The 16,946-nt window shown below is 70.0% G+C and carries 14 protein-coding genes and 2 tRNA genes; 9 read left to right on the plus strand and 7 right to left on the minus strand.

What is annotated here, in order from left to right:
- The first annotated feature begins 261 nt into the window (after positions 1-261).
- The 5 genes from dnaG to AB0M26_RS13185 all read left to right on the plus strand — a co-directional run bounded on the left by dnaG (position 262) and on the right by AB0M26_RS13185 (position 5,459).
- Positions 262-2,196 carry a DNA primase gene (gene dnaG, locus AB0M26_RS13165; protein WP_365259139.1) on the plus strand — a complete coding sequence of 645 codons (1,935 nt, stop codon included), beginning with the start codon at positions 262-264 and terminating at the stop codon, positions 2,194-2,196.
- Between the two features lie 143 nt (positions 2,197-2,339).
- Positions 2,340-3,698, plus strand: coding sequence for an RNA polymerase sigma factor (locus AB0M26_RS13170; protein ID WP_365259143.1), 1,359 nt, complete (start codon positions 2,340-2,342; stop codon positions 3,696-3,698).
- Between the two features lie 249 nt (positions 3,699-3,947).
- Positions 3,948-4,598: a hypothetical protein gene (locus AB0M26_RS13175; protein WP_365259145.1), complete on the plus strand. Its 651-nt coding sequence runs from the start codon at positions 3,948-3,950 to the stop codon at positions 4,596-4,598.
- A 2-nt stretch (positions 4,599-4,600) separates the two neighbouring features.
- Entirely contained in the window at positions 4,601-5,026 is a 426-nt protein-coding gene (locus AB0M26_RS13180) for an SgcJ/EcaC family oxidoreductase (RefSeq protein WP_365259148.1), read from the plus strand.
- Positions 5,027-5,063: 37 nt separating this feature from the next.
- On the plus strand, positions 5,064-5,459 hold the full coding sequence (locus AB0M26_RS13185; protein ID WP_365259151.1) for a VOC family protein: 396 nt from the start codon (positions 5,064-5,066) through the stop codon (positions 5,457-5,459).
- Positions 5,460-5,525: 66 nt separating this feature from the next.
- On the opposite strand, the gene AB0M26_RS13190 is transcribed toward AB0M26_RS13185, so the two are convergent.
- Positions 5,526-6,404, minus strand: coding sequence for an SDR family oxidoreductase (locus AB0M26_RS13190; RefSeq protein ID WP_365259431.1), 879 nt, complete (start codon positions 6,402-6,404; stop codon positions 5,526-5,528).
- 40 nt (positions 6,405-6,444) lie between these two features.
- Here AB0M26_RS13190 and AB0M26_RS13195 point away from each other — a divergent pair, with 40 nt between their 5' ends.
- Positions 6,445-6,954, plus strand: a complete 510-nt coding sequence (locus AB0M26_RS13195) for a MarR family transcriptional regulator (RefSeq protein WP_365259154.1) — start codon at positions 6,445-6,447, stop codon at positions 6,952-6,954.
- An 83-nt stretch (positions 6,955-7,037) separates the two neighbouring features.
- Here AB0M26_RS13195 and AB0M26_RS13200 read toward each other — a convergent pair whose 3' ends face one another.
- The 4 genes from AB0M26_RS13200 to AB0M26_RS13215 form a co-directional block, all read right to left on the minus strand.
- Positions 7,038-8,969 carry an ABC transporter ATP-binding protein gene (locus AB0M26_RS13200; RefSeq protein ID WP_365259157.1) on the minus strand — a complete coding sequence of 644 codons (1,932 nt, stop codon included), beginning with the start codon at positions 8,967-8,969 and terminating at the stop codon, positions 7,038-7,040.
- Positions 8,966-10,699, minus strand: coding sequence for an ABC transporter ATP-binding protein (locus AB0M26_RS13205; RefSeq protein ID WP_365259160.1), 1,734 nt, complete (start codon positions 10,697-10,699; stop codon positions 8,966-8,968). Before AB0M26_RS13205 ends, AB0M26_RS13200 begins: the two co-directional genes overlap by 4 nt.
- Before the next feature lie 91 nt (positions 10,700-10,790).
- Positions 10,791-12,314 carry an FGGY family carbohydrate kinase gene (locus tag AB0M26_RS13210; RefSeq protein WP_365259162.1) on the minus strand — a complete coding sequence of 508 codons (1,524 nt, stop codon included), beginning with the start codon at positions 12,312-12,314 and terminating at the stop codon, positions 10,791-10,793.
- Positions 12,315-12,848: 534 nt separating this feature from the next.
- Positions 12,849-13,148 carry a YtxH domain-containing protein gene (locus AB0M26_RS13215; protein ID WP_365259165.1) on the minus strand — a complete coding sequence of 100 codons (300 nt, stop codon included), beginning with the start codon at positions 13,146-13,148 and terminating at the stop codon, positions 12,849-12,851.
- Positions 13,149-13,308: 160 nt separating this feature from the next.
- Here AB0M26_RS13215 and AB0M26_RS13220 point away from each other — a divergent pair.
- Both AB0M26_RS13220 and AB0M26_RS13225 read left to right on the plus strand, forming a co-directional pair.
- Positions 13,309-13,381: transfer RNA gene (locus AB0M26_RS13220), tRNA-Asn, on the plus strand.
- A gap of 177 nt (positions 13,382-13,558) precedes the next feature.
- A tRNA-Ile gene (locus AB0M26_RS13225) sits at positions 13,559-13,632 on the plus strand.
- Positions 13,633-14,122: 490 nt separating this feature from the next.
- Here AB0M26_RS13225 and AB0M26_RS13230 read toward each other — a convergent pair.
- Together AB0M26_RS13230 and AB0M26_RS13235 are read right to left on the minus strand one after the other, a co-directional pair.
- Positions 14,123-14,377, minus strand: coding sequence for a Txe/YoeB family addiction module toxin (locus AB0M26_RS13230; RefSeq protein ID WP_365259168.1), 255 nt, complete (start codon positions 14,375-14,377; stop codon positions 14,123-14,125).
- Positions 14,374-14,637: a type II toxin-antitoxin system prevent-host-death family antitoxin gene (locus AB0M26_RS13235; RefSeq protein WP_142164117.1), complete on the minus strand. Its 264-nt coding sequence runs from the start codon at positions 14,635-14,637 to the stop codon at positions 14,374-14,376. Before AB0M26_RS13235 ends, AB0M26_RS13230 begins: the two co-directional genes overlap by 4 nt.
- A gap of 382 nt (positions 14,638-15,019) precedes the next feature.
- On the opposite strand from AB0M26_RS13235, the gene AB0M26_RS13240 reads away from it, so the two are divergent.
- Positions 15,020-16,702, plus strand: coding sequence for a DUF6880 family protein (locus tag AB0M26_RS13240; RefSeq protein WP_365259171.1), 1,683 nt, complete (start codon positions 15,020-15,022; stop codon positions 16,700-16,702).
- The last annotated feature ends 244 nt before the right edge of the window (positions 16,703-16,946 follow it).

The raw sequence follows: 16,946 nt of genomic DNA on the forward strand, positions 1-16,946 counted from the left end.
CCCGCGTAGGTGGTCTGCCGCCATGGGTTGTGTGCCCGCGGAGGTGGTCTGCCGCCATGGGTTGTGTGCCCGCGGAGGTGGTCTGCCGCCATGGGTTGTGTGCCCGCGGAGGTGGTCTGCCGCCATGGGTCGTGTGCCCGCGGAGGTGGTCTGCCGCCATGGGTCGTGTGCCCGCGGAGGTGGTCTGCCGCTACGGGTCGTGCGCCCGCGCCACGGACCACTGCGGCCGGGGTTGTCCGACCCCGGCCGTAGAATCCCCCCGTGGCAGGCAGGATCATCGATGACGACGTGAAGGCGGTCAGGGACGCGGTCCCGATCGACGCCGTCGTATCCGAGTACCTCCAGCTGCGCAACGCCGGAGGGGGCAACCTGAAGGGGATCTGCCCCTTTCATGATGAGAAGTCGCCCTCGTTCCATGTCAGTCCGAGCAAGGGGCTCTACCACTGCTTCGGCTGCCAGGAGGGCGGCGACACCATCGACTTCGTGATGAAGGTCGATCATCTCTCCTTCTCCGAAGCCGTCGAACGGCTCGCCGCCCAGGCCGGGGTCACGCTTCGCTACGAGGAGGGCGGTTACACCCCGGGCCGGCAGCAGGGCGAGCGGATCCGTCTCATCGAGGCCCACAAGATCGCCACGCAGTTCTACATCGATCAACTCGACAGTCCCGAGGCCGAGATCGGGCGGAAGTTCCTCGCTGCCCGTGGCTTCGACCAGGCCGCCGCGCAGCACTTCTCCGTCGGCTACTCCCCGGCCGGCTGGGACCATCTCGTCCGATTCCTGCGCGGACGCGGGTTCACCGACAAGGAGATGATCCTCTCCGGTCTCGCGCAGGACGGCCGCCGCGGGCCCATCGACCGCTTCCGCGGCCGTCTGATGTGGCCCATCCGCGACATCACCGGCGAGGTCGTCGGCTTCGGCGCGCGCAAGCTGCGCGAGGACGACAACGGCCCCAAGTACCTGAACACCCCCGAGACCCCGCTGTACCGCAAGTCCCATGTCCTGTACGGGATCGACCTCGCCAAGAAGGACATCGCCAAGACCAGCCGCGCCGTCGTCGTCGAGGGCTACACCGACGTGATGGCCTGCCATCTCGCCGGTGTCACGGGTGCCATCGCCACCTGTGGCACCTCCTTCGGCGGCGACCATGTGAAGATCCTCCGGCGGCTGCTGATGGACAACGCGAGCGCCGAGGTCGTCTTCACCTTCGACGGCGACGCGGCCGGGCAGAAGGCTGCGCTCCGCGCCTTCGAGGACGACCAGAAGTTCGCCGCCGAGACCTTCATCGCCATCACCCCCGGCGGCATGGACCCCTGCGAACTCCGCCTCGCCGAGGGCGACGAAGCGGTCAGGGCCCTGGTCGAGTCCCGCACCCCGCTGTTCGCCTTCGCGTTGCGGTCGATCGTCTCGCGCTACAACCTGGACACCGAGGAGGGCCGGATCGCCGCCGTCGACGCCGCCGTCCCCGTCGTCGCCGCGATCAAGAACACCGGTCTGCGCGACCGCTACGCGATCCGCCTCGTCGGCATGGTCGGTATCACCAGCCAGGCCGAGGAGCAGTCCATCATCCGGCGTGTCCGCGCGCTCTCCCGCAGCCGGGCCGGTCAGGGAGGCGACGGCCCGGCCCAGGGGCGTAACGTTCGTGGCGCGCCGGGCCCGCAGCCGTCCGGCGTCCCGGCGGCGGGGCAGGGAGCAGGCCCCCGGTCCCCGCGCGGCCCTGCCCTGAACCTCCGCAGCCCCGCTCACCGTGTGGAGCGCGAGCTGCTCAAACTCGCCCTGCAGCGGCCCGACTTGGTCTCCCCGGCTTTCGACGCATACGGTGCCGACGAGTTCACCGCCCCGCCCTACGCGACCGTCCGCACGGCGATCGAGAACGCCGGGGGAGCGGCGGCGGCCGACGGGGACTACCTCGCCCGGGTCCGTGACGCCGCGCCCAACGACACATTGCGCGCCCTGGTCACCGAGCTCGCTGTCGAGCCACTGCACACCCGGCGCGTCCCCGACGACCTCTACGCCGGCACGCAGTTGGTGGCCGTGCGGCTCGCCGCCGTCAACCGCAGGGTGGCCGAGATCCACGCACAGCTCCGCCGCCTGGAGAGTGGGCCGGAGACCTCCGCCATGATCGCCGTGCAGAACGAGCTGAAGGTCCTCCAGGACTACGGCCGGTCCCTCAAGGACCGTGGCGCGGCCGCTCTGTAGTCACCGGGCTCGCCCCTCCTCCTCCGCGCGCGCCGGTGCCGTTCACGTCATCACCCCGCAAACCAGGGCGAGTTGCTGTAATCGACCGGACGCATCGGGTCACTTTCCGCCGAGAAAGTGGGCGCAGACCTCTCGTGGCGGGCATGTGTCGTACCCCACACTGGGGGGCGGTGCCTGAGTCATCGGAGCGCGGCGGGCCCGGCCGGTCGGGGCCGGAGCCCCCTGCCGATCCGCTTCAGACGGACGGGACGGACCGCGGCCCGGCCGCAACCGTTCCTCAGCCGCATGGCCCTGATCCGGCAGCGCTCACCCTGGAGGTCGCTCCCGTGCAGACCCGGACCCTGAACGGCGAGGCCACCACGAAGCCGCCGCAGGAGCTCGCACCGCACCATCCGGACCTGGAGGACCGGCCCGTATCCGGCAGCGGCCCCGTATCCGGCAGCGGCCCCGTATCCGGCAGTAGTCCCGTATCCGGCAGCGGTCCCGCGCCGGAGACCGCCGAGGTCGCCGGGACCGCCGCGGGGGTCCTTGTCGAGAAGGCCGGGCCCCCTATGCCGCTGCGCGCGCCGCTGCGCGCCATCGAGTCCGGCGGCCCCTCCTCGGATCTGTTCCGCCAGTACCTCCGTGAGATCGGCCGGATCCCGCTGCTCTCGGCCGCCGAGGAGGTCGAGCTCGCCCGGCGGGTGGAGGCGGGCCTCTTCGCCGAGGAGAAGCTGAGCACCACCCCGGACCTCGACTCCCAGCTCGCCCTCGACCTCGACAAGCTGGTCGTCCTCGGCCGGATGGCCAAGCGCCGCCTCATCGAGGCCAACCTCAGGCTCGTCGTCTCCGTCGCCAAGCGCTACGTCGGGCGCGGCCTGACCATGCTCGACCTCGTCCAGGAGGGCAACCTCGGCCTGATCAGAGCCGTGGAGAAGTTCGACTACGCCCGCGGCTTCAAGTTCTCCACGTATGCCACCTGGTGGATCCGCCAGGCCATGTCCCGGGCGCTCGCCGACCAGGCGCGCACGATCCGGGTGCCCGTCCATGTCGTCGAGCTCATCAACCGGGTCGTCCGCGTCCAGCGCCGCATGCTCCAGGAGCGCGGCTACGAACCGACGCCGTACGAGGTAGCCGCCCATCTCGACCTCCCCGAGGAGCGGGTCAGCGAGGTGCTGCGCCTCGCCCAGGAGCCGGTCTCCCTGCACGCGCCCGTGGGTGAGGAGGACGATGTCGCGCTCGGCGATCTCATCGAGGACGGTGACGCCACCTCACCTGTCGAGTCCGCCGCGTTCCTGTTGCTCCGCGAGCACTTGGAGGCCGTGCTCTCCACGCTCGGCGAGCGGGAGCGCAAGGTCGTACAGCTCCGGTACGGGCTGGTCGACGGCCGCCCGCGGACGCTCGAGGAGATTGGCCGGATCTTCGGCGTGACCCGCGAACGGATACGCCAGATCGAGTCCAAGACCCTCAACAAGCTCCGCGAGCACGCCTTCGCCGAGCAACTGCGGGGCTATCTGGACTGACGGGCCGGCCCGCCGCGCTCGTCGATTCCACGCCATGGCGTCGTGGGACCGAACGGCCGTCATGGCCGACCACTTGGAGCCGGTGGCCGCGGTCGGCGTTCGATAAGCGAACAGATCATTGAGTCGGCCGAAGGACTGACATAGACTCAACTCACCGCATTCACCGGTCATTTGCTGTTTCACGAATGGCCATTCTCCGGGCATGGTCGGCGACCCCGGCCTGCCCTTTTTCAGGGAGACAGAACTGTCATGCCCTTGACAACACCCACCTCATCCCTGTCCACCCCACCCACCGTGCTCATGGACGACCGCGCGCTCGATCTGTTTCTCGGCGCCGCCGTCGCTCAGTACGACCGCCTCACCCCCGACACCCCGCTGCCGTGCTTCGCTCTCCTCCTGGGTCATGTCCGGTCCGGCAGCGTCCATATCGAGGACGTGGCCTTCGGGCGCAACGCGCGGACGAGCGACCCCGCGGCCAGGCGTGAGTTCACCGAAGCGATCCCGCCGCGGTTCGGCCCCTCCTACGAGAACGAGACACGGGGCTGGTGGTTCGACTCCCGCGATCTGCTGGCGATCTCGCGCCAGGCCGAGGACGAGGGACTGGAAGTTCTGGGCTCGATCCATATGCACCCCGACTGGCACCGGATCGGCCCGCCGCAGGAGCGGGACGCCGTCCTCAGTGAGCGGCCGACGCCCATGGACGCGTATCTCTTCCGCGGCACGGGCTGGCCGGTGAACATCATCTGCTACCTGGAGCGCCGGAACGGGACGCTCTTCCACGCACTCGGCGCCTGGGCTCCACTACCGGAGGGCAGCCCGGAACTCCCGTGCCCGCAACTGTCGTTACGGGTCGGGACCAGCGGCCCCCGGGTTCCCTGCGGCGCGGAAGCGACGGTGTGACCATGACCGCCATGACGACGCTGACGGCCGACGACGAGCAGCAAATCCATGAGCTGTGGGATGCGATGGCCCGGTCCTGGGCGGCCGGTGACGCCGCGTCCTTCGCGGCGAACTTCTCGGAGACCTGCGACTTCACCACCGTCCGCGGGGAGAAGCCGCCCGGCCGCGACGGCATCGCGGCCGGACACGACCGGCTGTTCCGTACGGCGTACCGGGGGACGGTGCTCCGCGCGCGGGTCACCGGGATCCGGGCGCTGCGCCCCGATCTCGCCACGGTGAACGCCGAGTCGACGATCGTGGGCGCCGATGGTACCCCGCTCGTCTCCACCCATGCCCTCGCCGTCGTGGAACGGACCGCGTCCACGGGCGGGTGGCGGATCACCGCGTTCCACAACATGGTCCCGGTCGCCGCGGCCGGCGGGCGCTGAGCCCCGGCATCCCCCACCACGTCAAGGAGCCTCCACCATGACCGCCACCTCCAGGCCCAAACTGCGCCATCTGGCCATCGTCGTACGCGATCCCGAGCGCCTGGCCGCTTTCTACAGCGAGATCTTCGCGATGGAGCTCTTCCACCGGGATCCCGACGGAAGCTGCTTCCTCAGCGACGGATATCTCTCCCTGGCCCTGATCAAGCACCAGTTGGACGGGGAGACGCCCGTGGGGATGAACCACTTCGGTTTCCATGTCGCGGACACCGAGGCCATCTCCGCCGCGCTCGTGGCGAGCGGCGCGGACAAACCCGCGGAGCGGTTCACCGACCGGCCGTTCGCCGAGTACCGGGCCATGGACCCCGAGGGGAACTGGTTCGATCTCTCCGAGCACGGCTTCGGTGGGCCCAAGCCGCCGGAGGGCGGTGCGTAGAGCGGATGTCGCCGGAGGCCGGGCCCGCACGCCGGCCCGGCCTCCGGCCGTTTCGGGGGAGGCCCGTCAGCCCAGCCAGCTCCCGGTCATGGCCAGCGTGGCGGATCCGTCGCCGTCGGCCAGCTTGGTCGCGGCGACGGCGCTGACGAACGGGGAGGTCTGGACGCGGAACGCGGGGCGCTCGGCGAGCAGGAGGTCCACGAGGGGCGCCGCGGCCTGCTCCGGTGTCTGGGAGTTGGTGGCGAAATGCTCCGCCGTCCGGTTCGCGTACGCCTGCAGGGCGTCGGCGTACGGGCCGGCCTGGGCGACGGCGGCCACCGGATCCACGCCGATGTTGGCGATGAACTCGCTGGAGACGGGCCCCGGTTCGACGACGCCGACGGTGACGCCGAGCCGGGCGGCGACCGGGGCGAGGCTCTCCATGAACCCCTCTACGGCGAACTTGGCGGCGCAGTACGCCTCGTTGAACGGCTGCCCGATCACGCCGCCGATCGAGCTCACGGTGATGAGCCGTCCGCCGGTGGCGCGCAGGTGGGGCAGAGCCGCCTTGGTCATCTGCACGACGCCGAAGAAGTTGACCTCCATGACGCGGCGTACGTCCTCGACGGTGTCAGTCTCGATGGTGCCCGCGTGGCCGGCTCCGGCGTTGTTGATCAGGGCGTCGAGCCGGCCGTGGTCGGCGATGACGCCGTCGACGGCCGCCTGGACGGAGCCGGGGTCGGTGACGTCCAGCTGCCGTATGTCGAGCTCGACCCCGGCGGCCTCGGCGGCCTTGCGCAGGGCATCGGCACGTGAGGTGTCGCGAAGGGTGGCGACGGTGGTCCAGCCGGCCTGGGCCGAGGCCACGGCGGCGGCGAGGCCGATGCCGGAGGAGGTGCCGGTGATGAGAACGACCTTGGGGGACATGGAAGTGCCTTTCGCTGGTGCGTGTGCACACATATTAATATTACGTGTGTGCGCACGCAACCCGATAGAATCTGCTCACATGACGAGAGGGAAGCTCACACAAGCGGAAATGTCCCCGGCCGACCATGCCTTCTACGGTCTGGTGTGGGCCGGGACCGTCCTGACCGACCGCGTCGACAAGGCGCTGAACAAGGCGCACGGTCTCCCGGTCTCCTGGTTCGAGGTGATGCTGTGGCTCGCCTCCCAGAATGACCCGGTCCCGGCGTCAGTCCTGGGCAACAGCACCATGCTCAGCCGCAGCCAGGTCTCGCGCGTCCTCGACGCGCTTCAGGAGCGGGGCCTGGTCGTGCGCACCCCCTCCGCCCGGGACGCCCGCTCCATCGAGGTCGCTCTCACCGCGGAGGGGCATGAGCTCTTCGAGCAGGCGGATGCCACCCGCCGCGACTGCCTCGCCCCCATCTTCACCGAAGTCCTCGACGAGGGGGACCTGGAAGCCCTGCGCACCGTCTGGCGAAAGCTGAAGGGGCGCAAGGCCGAGCTGGCCCCGCCCCCCGCGACCGGCCGGAGTGGCCGCTCCGGCACCGCATGACGTAAGCGGGCGGCAGGCGCCCGCTTACGGTCCGGCGGCACGGGCGGCAGGCGCCCGCTTCACGGCACCGCGGTCACGGGCGGCTAGTCGACCTCCGCCACCGCCTGCGCGAACTGGGCCGCGTACAGCCTCGCGTACGCACCGCCCACGGTCAGCAGCACCTCGTGCGTGCCCTGCTCCACGATCGCGCCGTTCTCCATCACCAGGATCAGGTCCGCGTCGCGGATCGTGGACAGCCGGTGGGCGATGACGAAGCTGGTCCTGCCCCGGCTGAGCCCGGCCATGGCCCGCTGGATCAGCACCTCCGTACGGGTGTCCACCGAGCTGGTCGCCTCGTCCAGCACCAGGATCACCGGATCGGACAGAAACGCCCGGGCGATGGTGATGAGCTGCTTCTCCCCCGCGCTGACGCCCGTGCCCTCGTCCTCGATCACCGTGTCGTAGCCGTCGGGCAGGGTGCGGATGAAGCGGTCGGCATGCGCTGCCCGCGCCGCCTGCTCGATCTCCCGGCGGGTCACCTCGCGCGAGGCGCCGTATGCGATGTTCTCGGCGATCGTGCCGCCGAAGAGCCACGTGTCCTGGAGCACCATGCCGATCCCGGACCGCAGTTCCTCCCGGGGCAGCGTCGCCGTGTCCACCCCGTCGATGGCGATCCGGCCGCCGCTCACCTCGTAGAACCGCATCAGCAGGTTGACGAGCGTGGTCTTCCCGGCGCCGGTCGGCCCGACGATGGCGACCGTCTGGCCCGGCTCGACCGCCAGGGACAGATTTTCGATGAGGGGCTTGTCCGGCTCGTAGCGGAAGGACACCTGCTCCAGCGCGACCCGGCCGCGGCGCTCACCGGGCGGGGGAGGGGAGGCGGGCTCGGGCGACTGCTCCTCCGCGTCCAGCAGTTCGAAGACCCGTTCGGCGGAGGCGACGCCGGACTGCACGAGGTTGGCCATCGAGGCGACCTGCGTCAGCGGCATCGAGAACTGCCGCGAGTACTGGACGAACGCCTGCACATCACCGATCGACAGGGCGCCCGTGGCGACACGCAGTCCGCCGACGACCGCCACCAGCATGTAGTTGATGTTGCTGACGAACATCATCAGCGGTTGCATGCTTCCGCTGATGAACTGCGCCTTGAAACCGGCCCTGTACAGGGCCTGGTTCTGCTCGGCGAAGTCCCGCGCGGACTCCTGCTGCCGTCCGAAGATCCTCACCACGGCGTGCCCGGTGTACATCTCCTCGATATGGGCGTTGAGCGTGCCCGTCGTCTTCCACTGCTGGACGAACTCCGGCTGCGCGCGCTTTCCGACCCGTGTCGCGACCGTCGCCGACAGCGGAACTGTCACCAGCGCGACCAGCGCCAGCAGCGGCGAGATCCAGAACATCATCACCAGCACACCGATGATGGTCAGCAGGGAGTTGACGAGCTGCCCCAGCGTCTGCTGCAGCGTCTGCGCGATGTTGTCGATGTCGTTGGTGGCCCGGCTGAGGACCTCACCGCGCTTCTGCCGGTCGAAGTACGACAGCGGCAGCCGCGACAGCTTCGCCTGCACCTGCTCGCGCATCCGGAACACGGTGCGGTTGATGGCCCGGTTCGAGAGCCGGGTGGCCGCCAGCATCAACAGTCCGCCCGCGGTGAAGAGGGCCAGCGCGAACAGAAGGACACCGCCCACCGCGCCGAAGTCGATGCCCTGGCCGGGCGTGAAGTCCGTCCCCGAGAGCATGTCGGCGACACCGCCGTCGCCCCGGTCCCGGAGGCCCTCGATCGCCTGCTCCTTGGTGAGCCCGTCCGGTATCTGCCGTCCGACGATCCCCGCGAAGACCAGATTGGTGGCGTCACCCAGGATCTTCGGCCCGGCCACCGAGAACCCGACGCTGCACACCACCGCCGATACCATCGCGATCAGCGTCGCCCGTTCCGGACGGAACTGCCGCAGCAGCCGCCTGCCGGATCCCTTGAAGTCCATCGAGCGCTGGACGGGACCCCCGCCCATCATGCGCGCCATCGGTCCCCCGCCGCTCATGCCGCCTCGGCCTCCGTGAGCTGGGAGAGCACGATCTCCCGGTAGGTCTCGTTTTCCCGCATCAGGTCGTGGTGCCGACCGGTGCCAACGATCCGGCCCTCGTCGAGGACCACGATCCGGTCGGCGTCGCGGATGGTCGACACCCGCTGGGCGACGATCACCACGGTCGCCTCGGACGTCTCTTCCGTCAGCGCCAGCCGCAGCGCGGCGTCCGTAGCGTAGTCCAGGGCCGAGAAGGAGTCGTCGAAGAGATAGATCTCCGGGCGTTGCACCAGCGTGCGCGCTATGGCCAGCCGCTGCCGCTGCCCGCCGGAGACGTTCGCACCGCCCTGGGCCACGGGCGCTTCGAGCCCGCCCTCCAGCAGCTCGACGAACTCCTTCGCCTGTGCCACTTCCAGGGCGTGCCACAGCTCCTCGTCGGTCGCCTCGGGACGCCCGTAGCGCAGGTTCGAGGCAACCGTCCCCGCGAAGAGGTAGGGCCGTTGCGGCACCATCCCCACCGTCCGGGCCAGCAGCTCCGGATCCAGCCTCCGTACGTCCTCGCCGTCGACCAGCACCGCGCCGCCCGTCGCGTCGAACAGCCGCGGTACGAGCCCCAGCAACGTCGACTTGCCGCTGCCCGTCGACCCGATGACCGCGGTCGTCTCACCGGGCCGCGCGGTCAGCGAGACACCGTGCAGCACCGGCGCCTCCGCGCCCGGGTAGCGGAAGTCGGCGTCGCGGATCTCCAGATGGCCATGACGGCCGAGTACGGTGACGGGCTCGGCCGGCCGCACCACGCTCGTCCGGGTGTCGAGCACCTCCTGGATGCGCTCGGCGCACACCTCGGCCCGCGGCACCATCATGAACATGAAGGCGGCCATCATCACGGCCATGACGATCTGCATGAGGTAGGAGAGGAACGCCGTCAGCGCGCCGATCTCCATTCCCCCGCTGTCGATCCGGTGGGCACCGAACCAGACCACGGCGACACCGGAGAGGTTCACCACCGTGGTCACGGTCGGGAACATCAGCGCCATCCACCGTCCGGTCGCCAGCGACACATCCGTCAGTTCGGCGTTGGCTGTGCCGAAGCGCTTCTGCTCGTATGCGTCGCGGACGAAGGCGCGGATGACTCGATTGCCCGCGATCTGCTCCCGCAGCACCCGGTTGACCGTGTCGATACGGGTCTGCATGGTGCGGTACAGCGGGCGCATCTTCCGGATGATCAGGCTCACCGCGATGCCCAGCACCGGGACCACCGCCAGCAGAATGGCGGACAGCGGTACGTCCTGACCGAGCGCCATCACGATGCCGCCGACGCACATGATGGGGGCGGTGACCATGAGCGTGAACGCCATGACCACCACCATCTGGACCTGCTGGACGTCGTTGGTGGTGCGGGTGATCAGCGAGGGCGCCCCGAACTTGCCCATCTCCCGCGCCGAGAAACTCTGCACCCGGTCGAAGACGGCCGCCCGCACGTCCCGGCCGAGGGCGGCGGCGGTGCGTGCACCGAAGTAGACGGCCCCGATGTTGCCGGCGACCTGGACCACGCTGATCGCGAGCATGATCCCGCCGAAGCGCAGGATGTAGCCGGTGTCGCCGGCCACCACGCCGTTGTCGATGATGTCGGCGTTGAGCGTCGGCAGGTAGAGCGTGGCCGTGGTCTGCACGAGCTGCAGCAGCACCAGTGCGGCGATGGTGCGTCGGTACGGGCCGAGACGGGCCCGCAGGAGTCGGATCAGCACAAGGAGTCTCTCTTCGGTTCGGCGCCGGTGCACTGCGCGTCGGGAACACCCTGCCGCCTCAACTCCGGTTGAGGTCAAACGAGTTTTGCCACTAACCGCTGCGGGTGAAAGCGCCCGGGTGGGTCTCTTCGCGCACGGATGCAAACTGCTGCCGCACGGCCTGGCCCACCGCCAGGTCCGCACCCGGCTCACCAGTCGCCTCTCCCGTGCCCGGGTCGAACACCTGTACCGAAGGGCCCTGCCACAGCGGTGGCTGCTGCGGCGACAGGGTGCCCTGCGCCACGCCGAGGGCCCACGCCGCCTGACGGGCCGCGCCGATCGCCGCGTAGTCCGCGGCCTGCGGAACGATCACCTGCGCACCGAGTATGGCCGGCGCCAGTGCCTGTACGGCCGGCAGTTCGGCCGCCCCGCCCAGCAGGAACACCCGCCCCCCGGCCTCCCCAGGGGCGCCCCCCGCCTGGACTCCGCGGCCGCGCAGCACGTCGAGGGCGTCCGCCAGTCCGCACAGCATGCCCTCGAACGCCGCCCGCGCCAGATGCTCGGGCTTCATGCTCTCCCGCCGCAGCCCCGCCAGTGTCCCGGCGGTGTGGGGGAGGTACGGCGTGCGCTCGCCCTCGAGATAGGGGAGCAGCACCAGCCCGTGCGAGCCGGGTGTGGACTTCAGCGCGAGCGCCGAGAGCCCGTCCAGATCGGTGCCGAGCAGCTCGGCGGTGCCGCGCAGGACGCGTACGGCGTTGAGTGTGTGCACGACCGGCAGATGCATACCGGTCGCGTCCGCGAACGAGGTGATGGTGCCGGTGGAGTCCGCCAGCGGCGCGTGGTGAACGGCGAAGATCGAGCCCGACGCGCCGAGGGAGACCACCACATCGCCGAGGCCGACACCGAGGGCGAAGGACGCGGCCATGGTCTCGCCCGTACCGGCGGATATGAGCAGCCCCTCGGGTGTGGTCCCGGCGGGCTCGGAGGGGCCGAGGACGTCCGGCAGAGCCACCGGGCGGCCCAGCGCCAGCTCCACGAGATCCGGGCGGTAGGCGCCTGTGGCCGCCGACCAGTAGCCGGTGCCCGAGGCCCCGCCCCGGTCGGTGGTCTGCCGGGGCGGACGCCCCAGCAACTGCCAGACCAGCCAGTCGTGCGGCTGGAGGACGACGGCCGTGCGCTGGGCCGACTCCGGCTCGTTCCGCGCCAGCCAGCGCAGCTTCGCCACCGGCTGTGCGGCGGTCGGGACACATCCCACAGCCTCGGCCCACGCCGTACGCCCGCCGAGCGCGTCGACCAGATCGGCGGCCGCGGACTGCGCGCGCTTGTCGTTGCCGAGGAGCGCGGGCCGTACGAGGGAACCGTCGGCGTCGAGGGGTACGAGTCCGTGCTGCTGGGCCGACACGCCGATGGCCTGCACGCCCTCGAGCACCCCGCCGGTCGCCGCTTCGCCGAGCGACATCAGCCACAGCTGCGGATCGATCTCCGTGCGCTTCCGGCCGCCGGCCGTGTCCTCGCCCTGACCGGGTTCGGAGGGATGCGGGGCACAGCCCTGCCTGAGCACGGCACCGGTGTCGGTGTCGCAGACGACGATGCGTGTGTACCCGGACGAGCTGTCCAGGCCGGCGACTATCCCCATGAGCACAGATGATGCCGCATGCACGGGATGATGCGGCCGGTCAGGCACGAGGTCGACGGAACCGGGGACCGTCGGCCCCGGCCCCGGGGCGCGCCGGGTGGGGGAGGAGGGATGCGGCGCAAACGCGTGAGAGCGGTTGTCGGGGGCGCGTTGAGAGGGTGCGCCGGGGACCGGGGGAATCACCGCGCGGTGGAGGGCGGACGGATTCGCGGAGGTGGACGTGACCGTGATCACATCGTCGGCCGAGCGGAGGGGCGCGAGGAGGACGGGGGTCGGCCCGAGCGCGCCGCCCGGGCCGAGAGCGGTCCCGTGTCCCGTCTTCGGAGTCCGCCTGCCCCGCGACACCTGGAACGCCTCCCCGACTACCGCTGGGTGGAGGTGCACCCAGCGATCGCCGGCAGAGTGTCCTCACGCTGCGTTGCCGCCGGCGCTCGCAGTGCGGCGCCGCTCTCGTCCTCCGCTCTGCGATCGCACGCACCACACGCCGCGGGGCCCGCCCTTCGGGCTGACTGCGCTGCTTCGAAGACGGGCCCCCTAGGTGTTCGTGGTGCCCCAGTCGTCCGCATCCGCGGATCGCTGGTCGCGCAGAGAGCGCACGCGCTCCGTCACGGAGTCCGGCAGGCGGTCACCCATCCTGGAGCCGACGGTTTCCATGGCGCGCGAGGCGGCGCGCCGCCCGTTCGTCGCCGCGGCCTCGGCCGCATTGCGGACGGCGGGGTTCTGGGAGACCTGCCGCGCGGTCTTGAGGAGCTGCTCGTACCGCTCCCGTCCGGCCCGTGTTCCCAGCACGTAACCGACGGCCAGACCGGAGATGAACGTGAGCCGGTACCGCATGGCTTCCACCCTTCATTCGATGCGTACTGAGCGCATGCCCAGCCCGGTGGGTGCCGATGCGGATACCGATTTCGGCGCACCCCCTGGCATGCGCTAATGTATTGCTCGCAGCGAGGGAACGCCCCCGGAGAGCAATCAGGGGCGGGTCCGAGCGGAGCAGTCCCCTGTAGCTCAATTGGCAGAGCAGCCGGCTGTTAACCGGCAGGTTACTGGTTCGAGTCCAGTCGGGGGAGCACATGATGAAGGCCCCCATCGAGGGGCCTTTTTTCATGACTTCACGAGGGTGGGAACCGCGGGCACGTGATCGATGTCATCCGAGCGAGGCGACTGCAGCCCACACGGGCGGCAGATCTTATGAGCAGCTATGCTGCGGCAGACGGCGCGCACAGATGTGCGCGGCGCGCCGATACGGGGCGGTAGCTCAGCCGGTTAGAGCAGCGGACTCATAATCCGTCGGTCGTGGGTTCGAGTCCCACCCGCCCCACCCACCTCGCTACGCGAGGAGAACCGTTTCTACCTCGGAAACGCGAGAACGGCGGGCATCACTCGCAAGGTGGTGACCTCCCTTCACCGTTCATGTCAAGATCCAGGGGACACGTAGGGGACATGGTGCGGGCGGCATGCGAGGCATGGGCGAAATTGGCCGTATCGCCTGATCGGCACCGTGGAGGGAAGGCGTCGAGCGAGGCCTCGGCTCTGTGTTGCCTCTTCCGCGCGCCGGGGTGCAGCTCTTGGTGCGGAGTATCACCGCAGCGTGTTCCATAGGCGTGAGCCCCTTTGAGCCGGAGTACCCGTGGGTCCGCTTCCGGCGCGGCCCACCGCGACGAACAGGCCGACGGGTTGGGTGCTCTCTGCCGCCCTTCATCAATCCCGAGGAGCGAAGGGCGCTGGGATGACGCCGTGCAGTGTGAGCTCGCACAGCGGGGCCGGTGTCCCTCGAAGGGGAAGGGTGGCGCCGCGTTCTTCGGGCCGTGTCAGTAGTGGTACCGAGCCTGAACGATGGTCAACTCATCGTTGGTCGGCTTGTACACGAGCCGGTGTGTGTCGTCGATTCTCCGGGACCGGTAGTCCGAAAGGTCGCCCTTCAGGGGCTCCGGCTTGCCGATGCCCTTGAAGGGATCGCGCATGGTGTCGTCGATGAGCTTGTTGATGCGTTTGACCATCTTGCGGTCGTTCTCGGCCCAGTAGGTGTAGTCCTCCCAGGCGTGGGTCGTGAACGAGATCTTCACGCCCGCTCCGCGTCGGGGTCGATCAGCTCGCGATGCTGGGCCTTGCCGGCCTCCGCCTCGGCGATGGAGTCGAGCAGGCGACGGGCGTTCTTGGGGGAGCGCAGGAGGTGCACTGTCTCGGTCCAGGAGCTGAAGTCCTCTTCGGACATCAGGACGGCGTTCCCCTTGCGGGAGGTGATGTGAACTGGTGCGTGATCCTCGTTGACCTGTTCGATCAGCGGAAACAGGTTCTGGCGCGCCTCGCTGGCGGTGATGGACATGCTTGCCGCCTCCCTTCTCGACTTGTACAAGATATAGTACGAGTCTCGTGGTGTCCACTGATCGCCAGTCGATGACGAGAGGGTTGCAGCGGACGTCTCATGGCTATGCGGAATGCGGCGCCGATCCCGGGATGTGGAGGCTGTTCTCGGCTCACCGGTACGGCGACCGTGTCATTGGCTTCGGGGTCGCCCGTTCGGCTGGAGCGAGGCTCGACAGCGTCCACCCGTCTGACCCGCGGAAACGGGAACACGCAGGCAAGATCGAGGCCGGGGCCGAGCTGCGGGCGGGGTCGGGAGGCGTATTCGGGTAGGTGAGGAAGTCTGGCTTATCGGTGGGCTGGTCGGTGTTCCGCACCTGCCGCCTCGCGGTTGAATGGCCGGCGTGGCACGGAAAGCGGTGGGATTCGGCGAGGACGATCTGCGGGCGCTGGCCGGGGCGCGGTCCTTCGAGCGGGGGCTGGGGTATCTGGACGCGGTGAGCGGTCTGGAGGTGGGGGAGGGCTCGGTTACCGCAGTGGTGCGCGGTACGGATGTCTACGAGGTGGAGCTCACCCTCGGTGGCGGTGAGGGCATGTCGGGGTGGTGCGACTGCCCGTACGGGCAGGAGGGCAACTTCTGCAAGCATTGTGTGGCGGTCGGGCTGACCGTGCTGCGGCGGGCGAAGACGATTCCGCATCAGCGGGCCGCGGCACGGGCACGAGCGTCCGGCTTGGAGGCGTGGCTCTCGGCGTGCTCGCGTGACGAACTCCTGGCGCTGGTGCGGGAACAGATCGCCGAGGACCGGGAACTGCGTCGGCGCTTGGAGCTGCGGGCCGCCGCTGCTCGTTCCGACCTCGGTATCGTCCGGGAGCGGATCCTGGCGCTGATCGATCCGCGGCCTTTCGCCCGGTACGGGTACGTCGAGCACGCCGATGCCCCCGGGTATGCGCAGCAGGTGGCAGAGGCGGCGGCCGCGTTGGGCGCCCTGACCGCCGGCGGGCAGGCGGCGCAGGCGGTCGCTCTGGCCGAGGAGGCGATCCGGGTGCTGGGGGAGGCGTACGGGGAGATCGACGACTCCGACGGGGTGGTCGGGCAGGCCGCTGACACGGTGGTCGAGGCCCATCGGGAGGCGTGCGGAGTTGCGCGCCCCGATCCGGAGCGGCTGGGCGAGTGGCTGGTCGGCCACGTCCTCGGCGACGGCAGCGGGGTGACGGACCTGGACCCGCTCGACTACGCCGAGGTGCTGGGGCCGAGCGGGCTTGCCCGCCTGCGGCAGCTGGCGGCCGATGCCCGGCGGCGCAGGCCGTCCGGGTGGGCGGAGCGGTATCTGACGGAGCGTCTGGTCAAGGCGGAGGGCGACGTCGATGCGCTGATCGCCCTGTACGCGCAGGACCTCGCCCAGTCCGGTGCCACGCATCTGCGTATCGCCGAGGAACTCGAATCGGCGGGCCGCGCGGACGAGGCGCTCGCGTGGGCGGAGCGCGGAATTCGGGACTGTGCCGCCGAGACGTACATCGATGGCCGCCTGGTCGACTACGTGTGTGCCCGTTACGCGAAGGCGGGGCGGTCGGCGGACGTGGTCGGAGTGCGCCGGGACCGGTTCCATGCCGAGCGGTCTCTGGCCGCCTACCAGCAGCTGCGCTCTGCCGCTCAGGCGGCGCAGTGCTGGGAGGCCGAGCGTGTGGCCGCGCTGGCCGTCCTGAAGGAGGACGCCCGCCGTGAGCGCGGCGGCGGGTATGGCGGTCCCGTGCTGATCGACACGCTGCTCGATGACGGCGATGTGGACGCGGCCTGGTGCGAGGCCGCCGGGCTCGCCGACGACCGGCAGTGGGAACGCCTCGCCGACCTGTCACGCGAGACGCACCCGGTCGAGGCGCTCGCGGTCTACCTGAGGCTGGTCGAGCGGCTGAAGGAGCCGACCGGCGACCGTGCCTACGAGCACCTGGCGCGACTGCTGCTGGGCGCCCGTGAGTGCCATCGCGCGCTGCAGACGCAGGAGGCGTTCACCGACCATCTCGCCGGCCTGCGGGCGGAACTGAAACGCCGGCGCAAGCTGATGAGCATCCTCGACCGGTACGGGCTGTGAAGGGGGCGGGGCCCGGTGCCCGCGCTTCCACGGCAGCGGCGGCCAGCAGGTCGACGGGACCCGCGCTGCGGTGCTCGCGCTCGGCGGTCGCGTGCCTGACGAGCCGCTACAGATCGTCGGGGCAGAAGACGAGGGCCGGATGGCCGGTCAGTGAAGCGGATCATGCGGAAGTGGCGGTCGGTGGTGAACATGGCGTCAGTGCGGTAAACGGCGGCCAGCACCACGTTCATCGCGTCGGTCAGGC

Source organism: Streptomyces sp. NPDC051776 (genome assembly GCF_040681345.1).
GTDB lineage: Bacteria > Actinomycetota > Actinomycetes > Streptomycetales > Streptomycetaceae > Streptomyces.

What these genes read in the sequence shown, in the direction of transcription:
- AB0M26_RS13170 (WP_365259143.1), top strand. Translation starts at nt 2,340, where the DNA reads ATGTGTCGTACCCCACACTGGGGGGCGGTGCCTGAGTCATCGGAGCGC.
- AB0M26_RS13175 (WP_365259145.1), top strand. Translation starts at nt 3,948, where the DNA reads ATGCCCTTGACAACACCCACCTCATCCCTGTCCACCCCACCCACCGTG.
- AB0M26_RS13180 (WP_365259148.1), top strand. Translation starts at nt 4,601, where the DNA reads ATGACCGCCATGACGACGCTGACGGCCGACGACGAGCAGCAAATCCAT.
- AB0M26_RS13185 (WP_365259151.1), top strand. Translation starts at nt 5,064, where the DNA reads ATGACCGCCACCTCCAGGCCCAAACTGCGCCATCTGGCCATCGTCGTA.
- AB0M26_RS13195 (WP_365259154.1), top strand. Translation starts at nt 6,445, where the DNA reads ATGACGAGAGGGAAGCTCACACAAGCGGAAATGTCCCCGGCCGACCAT.
- AB0M26_RS13200 (WP_365259157.1), bottom strand. Translation starts at nt 8,969, where the DNA reads ATGAGCGGCGGGGGACCGATGGCGCGCATGATGGGCGGGGGTCCCGTC.
- AB0M26_RS13210 (WP_365259162.1), bottom strand. Translation starts at nt 12,314, where the DNA reads ATGGGGATAGTCGCCGGCCTGGACAGCTCGTCCGGGTACACACGCATC.
- AB0M26_RS13215 (WP_365259165.1), bottom strand. Translation starts at nt 13,148, where the DNA reads ATGCGGTACCGGCTCACGTTCATCTCCGGTCTGGCCGTCGGTTACGTG.
- AB0M26_RS13235 (WP_142164117.1), bottom strand. Translation starts at nt 14,637, where the DNA reads ATGTCCATCACCGCCAGCGAGGCGCGCCAGAACCTGTTTCCGCTGATC.